This is a genomic window from Maribellus luteus, assembly GCF_003576475.1.
Classification (GTDB): domain Bacteria; phylum Bacteroidota; class Bacteroidia; order Bacteroidales; family Prolixibacteraceae; genus Draconibacterium; species Draconibacterium luteum.
Genome location: NZ_QWGR01000015.1, coordinates 132,646 through 139,566, shown reverse-complemented (window position 1 = coordinate 139,566; position 6,921 = coordinate 132,646). Strand labels below are relative to the sequence as shown.

Genomic DNA, 6,921 nt, shown 5'->3' with positions numbered 1-6,921 from the left:
TGGACCGCCAGGGATTCAAAGGCCTTTTCTCGATCGAGTACGAATACAACTGGGACAATTCGGTGCCGGATATCAAGAAGTGTATAGAATTCTTCAATGCGAAGGTCAAAGCTTTTTGAAATCAGTTCAGAGAAGTTCGGGATGTCAGTTTTTTCCTGTTTAGACTGGCTAAAATTTATGCATAAAGTTTGTTTCACCTACAGAAAGTTTATTTGATCCCAGATTCAGTTTGAATTCAGAATGTATTTTTCTGCTGTCTAAGGTGTTGATGCATAGGCGGGAGAGAGAATGCCGGAGAATCTGTTTATTCAGCGGCATTGCTTTCTTGCGTTTGAATAAAACTGTATTCTGAGTCTCCGTTTTTGTATAGTCGCAGTATTCCGTATCCTGGTTTCGAGCCGCGATACGACCCATCTCCTTTTGGCCCTTTCTCCCACCAATAGCCGGAAACAGCGCCTCCATTGTAGTAATGTACTCCCTTCAGAAAGGCTTCATCATAAATATGGGTGTGACCACTTAATACACATTTTACCTCTTTATAGTTTGCCAATGTGTCGACCATACTTGTCCAATTGTTTAGATATCCTCCGTCATAAGCGGCCCCTGGCGATACTATAGGTTCATGAAGAAACAGAAGAACATTCGATTGAGATTTGTTTTCTTCCAAAAGATTACACAACCATTCCTTTTGGGCAGTATCAATCCCATCAGGATTGTTGCCATCGAGTGCAATAAAAAGCCAGTTCGCTTTTCTAAAACTGTAGTATCGTGCAGGAATTCCCAGTTGCTTCACTGTATAGTTTTTGCCATAATAGGCACTGTCTTTATCCTGGATTCGGAGAAACGGATCGTGATTGCCAATACAACTGTATAGCTCAAGAGGAGCAATTGCTGCCTCTACCTTATCCCACAAGTTCCAAAGCGAGTCTAAGTGTTGGCTGCTTCTGTTTGGATTGTCAATGGCATCTCCAGTGTTGATTACAAAGTCAACTTGAGGAAAGTTCTTTTTCAAATGCTGGACCGTTTTAACAAAGCGTTCATTCGCATTGTATTCGGTACGAATATGGATGTCAGAGAAATGAGCAATTTCAAGGACCGGCTCTTTATCCTTTTGTGCATACAGGGAGATCTGTGTAGCCACTAAATAAATCACTAATGCGATTTTCAAAAACATATTTTTCATAAATCAAGGTTTAAAATAAACAACATAAATGCCATTATTCATTAATCGTTATGGCTTGTAATATTTATATCCCCGAGCCCGGGGCGAAGATTATAGTTGTCATCAAAGTTTAGTAACTGTCAATATTTTGTTTTCCTAACCTGTTTTTTTGAGTGAGTCGGCCTGCTCCACATTCTTATTTTGCTCACTTGCTAAATAAAAGAAGCGCCTAAATTAATAATTTAAGCGCTTCTAAGTCTTTTTGACTTCATTTGGTGACTCAGCTGGGGCTCGAACCCAGGACCCCATCCTTAAAAGGGATGTGCTCTACCAACTGAGCTACTGAGTCATCCTTTGTATGTTCCTTTGTTTTTCAAAGGCGGGTGCAAAGGTAATATTTATTTTTTCCCAGTAAATTATTTTGAGCAAAACTTGATGCTTTATTTTTCGATAGCTAACAAAAATAAAAAAGCTCCGAATTTCTTCGGAGCTTTTAATTTGGTGACTCAGCTGGGGCTCGAACCCAGGACCCCATCCTTAAAAGGGATGTGCTCTACCAACTGAGCTACTGAGTCATCCTTTGTATGTTCCTTTGTTTCTCAAAGGCGGGTGCAAAAGTAGTATTTATTTTTTTTCACACAAATGCATCTTTAATTTTTTTGAATTTTTTTGATGTTTTATGCTTTTTGTTGCACGGAAATTTAGCTCTTTTTTGAGGAATAAGCCACTGTTTTTTAGTTTTTTGAATGTTAAATATTCGTGTTCCGGGCGGCTTGAAAAAAAATCAAAGATTTGAAGGGAAAAAATTTAATTGTAGTTTTGAGTCTTTCAAAAACTGAATTTTCGTTGAAGGAACCGATACATATTTTCGATACAGTTTGATTAGCTTAGAAGGATATATAGTTATCGCGGTTGTGGTACTCACAATTGTTGCTTTGGCGAAAGAGTTGATGCGCCCGGGCCTGGTACTGTTTTCTGCATCCACCATTTTGCTGGCAACCGGAATTATCTCGAGCGAAGAAATGCTGGCAGGTTTCTCGAACAAAGGAATGCTAACCATCGGGGTGCTTTTCCTGGTGAGTGAAGGGGTGCGGCAATCAGGCGTATTAAACCGGGTGGCGCAAACCTATCTTCCGCGCAAACGACGGAAAATGGTTTCCATGATTCCGCAGATCATGATACCGGTTTCCATTATGTCGGGCTTTTTGAACAACACACCTGTGGTGATCATCTTTGCCCCGATCATTAAGAAATGGTCGGAGAACCTCAACCTTTCATCCAAAAAATTTCTGATACCGCTTTCGTATGCCACCATTTTTGGAGGTATGTGTACCTTAATTGGCACATCCACCAACCTGGTTGTGCACGGGTTGATCCTGGAGAACGGCTACGAAGGTTTTAGCATGTTTGAGCTGGTAAAGGTTGGCGGCTTTATTGCTTTTTTCGGCACCCTGTACATTACCGTGTTTGGAAACTGGCTGTTGCCGGGAAAGAAGATCGTTTTTAACACCAAAAGTTCGACAGAGTACAAGGATTATTACTACGACATTATTGTTTCGGAAAACAGCAGCCTGGTAGGACAGGAAATAAAAAACGGGCGAATCAAGGAGTTGAAAGGGTTGTTTATTCAGTGTATCAACCGCGACGGAAAGGTGATGGAAGTCCGCAAGGGGACTTTCGACCTGCAGGCCAATGATAAACTGCTGGTAGCCGGTAAGTCAGACCGCCTGACGTATATTCTATCCAATGATAACATTAAGCTGAGTGGCATTGATTTGGTAAAGGGAATCCCAAAAGACAAGCTTAAACAATACGAAGCCGTAATTGCGCCGCGTTTCCCGGCCGTTGGAAAAACAATTCACGAATTCAATTTCTACGAGCATTATCAGGCTGTGGTTTTGGCCATTCACCGAAACGGGGAGCGCATTACTTCCAACATGGACAAGCTAAAACTGAAAGCCGGAGACAACCTCGTTTTGCTTACCACCGACAAGTTTGTGCAAAACTGGGGCGAGTCCAAGATTTTCTACCTCACTTCCTATATTCGGGATTACAGGAGCACCGGTACCTTTTGGAAAAAATGGCTGGCATTTATCGTTCTCTTGCTGATGATTTTGGGAACCACCTTTGGAGAATTCCTGCAGTCGCCGGGCAGTGTTGAATTAGACATGTTTTATTTTGCTTCCATCGCAGCTGTTTTGCTGGTTTGGATGAAAATTATGCCACATCAGAAATACACAAAAGCCATCAGCTGGGATGTTTTAATCACCATTGCCTGTGCCTTTGCGATCAGTAAAGCCATGCAAAGTTCGGGAGCAGCTGAAGGAATTGCGCGTACGACCATCGAGTTTTCAAAGGCATTTGGACCGGTGGGGGTATTGGCTGCTTTGTACATCATTACCACCATTTTTACTGAAATTATAACCAACAATGCAGCAGCGGCGCTTGTGTTCCCGATTGCGTTGGCCGCAGCCCAGCAAATGGGGATCAATCCAAAGCCCTTTTTTGTAGCTATTGCGATCGCAGCTTCGGCCAGTTTTTCAACACCGGTTGGCTATCAAACTAACCTGCTGGTGCAAGCTATTGGGAATTATAAGTTTACAGATTACGTGAAAATTGGTCTTCCGCTGAATGTGCTGGCCTTTATTCTTTCAATGTTATTAATTCCTTATTTCTGGAGTTTTTAGTCCTTTATTTTTCGTTAAAAATCAGGTGAAAATCGGCAAACGGAATAAAATTCTATCTTTGCCTGACTATTGAATTTTTATTGCAAAACAACGGACAGCTACTTAACCATTCCATTCTTTTGGGTATGCTGTGGTAGCTACTGAAATAAGATTAGTGACATGAATGAATATTCGTTGACCAACCTTCGTGAACTGGAAGCTGAAGCCATTCATATTATTCGCGAAGTTGCTGCCGAATTCGAAAATCCCGTAATGCTTTATTCCATCGGGAAAGATTCTTCGGTGATGGTTCGTCTGGCAGAAAAAGCCTTTTACCCCGGAAAAGTTCCCTTTCCGCTTATGCACATCGATTCCAAGTGGAAATTTCAGGAAATGATTGAGTTTCGGGATAGCTATGCAAAGGAAAATAACTGGGACCTGATTGTACATTACAACAAGGAGGGTTTCGAAGGTGGAGTGGGGCCTTTCACACACGGAAGTAAAGTTCATACTGATATTATGAAAACACAGGCCCTGTTGCAAGGCCTGAACAAATACAAGTTTGATGCTGCTTTTGGCGGCGCCCGTCGCGACGAGGAGAAATCGAGGGCCAAAGAGCGCATCTTTTCTTTCCGCGACCGGTATCACCAGTGGGATCCGAAGAATCAGCGTCCGGAGCTTTGGAACATTTACAACGCAAAAGTTCACAAAGGCGAATCCATTCGTGTTTTCCCGATTTCAAACTGGACCGAACTGGACATCTGGCAATACATTCGACTGGAGAATATCCCGATTGTTCCGCTGTACTATGCAAAAGAACGCCCGATTGTGGAGATGGACGGCAGCCTGATTATGGCCGACGATGAACGCATGCCCAAAGAGCTTCGGGACAAAGCGCAAATGCGCAAAGTGCGTTTCCGTACCCTGGGGTGTTATCCGTTAACCGGGGCCATCGACTCGGAAGCAGATACGATTGAAAAGATCGTGGAAGAGATGATGACCGTTACGGTGTCGGAGAGGACCACGCGTGTGATCGATTTCGACCAGGAAGCTTCCATGGAGCAAAAGAAAAGAGAGGGGTATTTCTAGAACCTCGATTTTGGACTCTTGATCCTCGGTGCGTGAAGTATCCGGCATCAAGTTTCAAACATCAAGTATCAAAAAGATGACAACAAATAAATTAAACATACAGGAATTCCTGAACCAGGATCAAAAGAAAGATCTGCTGCGATTATTAACTGCAGGAAGTGTTGACGATGGCAAATCTACGCTAATTGGCCGTTTGATGTTCGACAGTAAAATGTTGTACGAAGATCAGTTGGCAGCACTGGAGCGCGACAGTAAACGTGTGGGACATGCCGGGGAAGACATCGACTATGCGCTTTTGCTTGATGGCTTGAAAGCCGAGCGCGAACAGGGGATCACCATCGATGTGGCTTATCGTTACTTCTCCACTGCCAAACGTAAGTTTATTATTGCCGATACGCCCGGGCACGAACAATACACCCGTAACATGATTACCGGTGGTTCAACCGCCAACCTGGCTATTATTCTGATCGACGCCCGTCACGGTGTGATCACCCAAACCCGTCGGCATACCTACCTGGCCAATCTGTTGGGTATTAAACACGTGGTGGTAGCCATCAATAAAATGGACCTGGTGGATTTCAGCCAGAAACGTTTTGAAGAAATTAAAAATGAATACGCTGCTTTTGTGACGCAGCTCGATGTTCCGGATGTGAATTTTATCCCGCTTTCGGCCTTAAAAGGTGATAATGTGGTGGAGACGTCCGAGAAAATGCCGTGGTATCACGGACCCAGCTTGCTGGAATTCCTCGAAAATGTTCATGTAAGCTCCGACCGGAACTTCGACGATTTGCGTTACCCGGTTCAGTATGTTTTACGTCCGGACATCAAATTCCGTGGGTTCTCAACTTCGGTGGCTTCAGGTATTATCAAAAAAGGCGACGAAGTGATGGTATTGCCTTCTTTGAAAAAGTCGAAAGTGAAGTCGATCGTTACCTACGACGGAGAACTGGATTATGCTTTCCCGCCGCAGTCGGTAACCGTTACGCTGGAAGACGAGATCGATATTTCGCGTGGCGATATGCTGGTACACCCGGATAACCTGCCGCGTGTGGAACGCCAGTTTGAAGCAATGCTGGTGTGGATGGACGAGAAGGAAATGAATCTTTCCACACAGTTTTACATCAAGCATGCCAGCAACACAACCAAAGCGAGGATTGATGATATTCGCTACAAGGTGGATGTAAACACGCTGGAAAAATCAAACATCGAGAAATTTAACCTCAATGAAATCGGACGGGTGGTGATTACCACTACCAAACCGCTTTTCTTTGATCCCTATAAAAAGAACAAACAAACGGGTTCGTTTATCCTGATTGATCCGGTTACGCACAATACCTGTGCGGTTGGAATGATCATCGACAAGCTAAGCAGCAAGAACCTGTTTTCGCGTATTACCGATACCGATAAGGAACAGATTGCCGCCGGAAAATCGCTGATCAAAACCGAAGAACGCCGGCAGAAACTGAATCAGAAAGGGGAAACCATCTGGATCACCGGCTTGCACGGGTCGGGCAAAAACGAACTGGCTTTTAGTCTTGAGCGGAAATTGTTTGACAACGAAGCATCGGCAGTTCTGATCGACGGAAGTTCGTTGCGTTCGGGTTTGAGTCGCGAACTGGATTATTCACCGGCTGACCGTGCCGAGCACTTGCGTCGTGTGGCACACATCTGTAAAATGCTGAACGACCAGGGAATCATCACGATCTGCTCATTTATCTCCAGGAATGAATCCTTGCGGGAACAAGTGGCCGAGATCATTGGAAAAGACCGTTTCCACCTGTTCTACATGGATGCTTCGCTCGAATTCTGCAAACAAAACAAGCCGGAATTGTACGAGAAAGCCGAGAATGGGGAAATTGAAAATTTGCCCGGATTTGACCTTGAATACGAGGTTCCGCAGAAAGCAAAACTGGTATTCAAACCTGAAGAAAACGAAGCGAACCTGGATGCAATTCTGGATTACCTGGCAAACAACAAAGTTTTTCCGATCCACTAAAGAATAGC

5 protein-coding genes and 2 tRNA genes are annotated in these 6,921 nt (G+C 43.9%); 3 read left to right on the top strand and 4 right to left on the bottom strand.

The genetic code is table 11. The features are described 5' to 3' along the window. From D1614_RS26090 to D1614_RS19470, 4 genes are all read right to left on the bottom strand, one after another. A partial coding sequence (locus tag D1614_RS26090) for a hypothetical protein (RefSeq protein ID WP_206610090.1) occupies positions 1-197 on the bottom strand: 197 nt, incomplete at its 3' end. A gap of 107 nt (positions 198-304) precedes the next feature. Then, positions 305-1,183, bottom strand: coding sequence for a metallophosphoesterase family protein (locus tag D1614_RS19480; RefSeq protein WP_119439650.1), 879 nt, complete (start codon positions 1,181-1,183; stop codon positions 305-307). A 252-nt stretch (positions 1,184-1,435) separates the two neighbouring features. Further along, a tRNA-Lys gene (locus D1614_RS19475) sits at positions 1,436-1,511 on the bottom strand. Positions 1,512-1,661: 150 nt separating this feature from the next. Further along, positions 1,662-1,737 (bottom strand) — tRNA-Lys (locus tag D1614_RS19470). A 339-nt stretch (positions 1,738-2,076) separates the two neighbouring features. On the opposite strand from D1614_RS19470, the gene D1614_RS19465 reads away from it, so the two are divergent. The 3 genes from D1614_RS19465 to cysN all read left to right on the top strand — a co-directional run bounded on the left by D1614_RS19465 (position 2,077) and on the right by cysN (position 6,913). Continuing rightward, complete coding sequence (locus tag D1614_RS19465; protein WP_147384328.1) at positions 2,077-3,849, top strand: SLC13 family permease; 1,773 nt, start codon at positions 2,077-2,079, stop codon at positions 3,847-3,849. A gap of 159 nt (positions 3,850-4,008) precedes the next feature. Next, positions 4,009-4,917 (top strand): sulfate adenylyltransferase subunit CysD, encoded by a 909-nt coding sequence (gene cysD / locus D1614_RS19460; protein WP_119439648.1) that lies wholly within the window; start codon positions 4,009-4,011, stop codon positions 4,915-4,917. A 28-nt stretch (positions 4,918-4,945) separates the two neighbouring features. Continuing rightward, positions 4,946-6,913, top strand: coding sequence for a sulfate adenylyltransferase subunit CysN (cysN, locus tag D1614_RS19455; protein ID WP_262707229.1), 1,968 nt, complete (start codon positions 4,946-4,948; stop codon positions 6,911-6,913). Positions 6,914-6,921: the final 8 nt, after the last annotated feature.

Bases quoted from the DNA above. Each gene is read 5' to 3' on its own strand.
- D1614_RS19480 (WP_119439650.1), bottom strand. From the start codon at position 1,183: ATGAAAAATATGTTTTTGAAAATCGCATTAGTGATTTATTTAGTGGCT.
- cysD (WP_119439648.1), top strand. From the start codon at position 4,009: ATGAATGAATATTCGTTGACCAACCTTCGTGAACTGGAAGCTGAAGCC.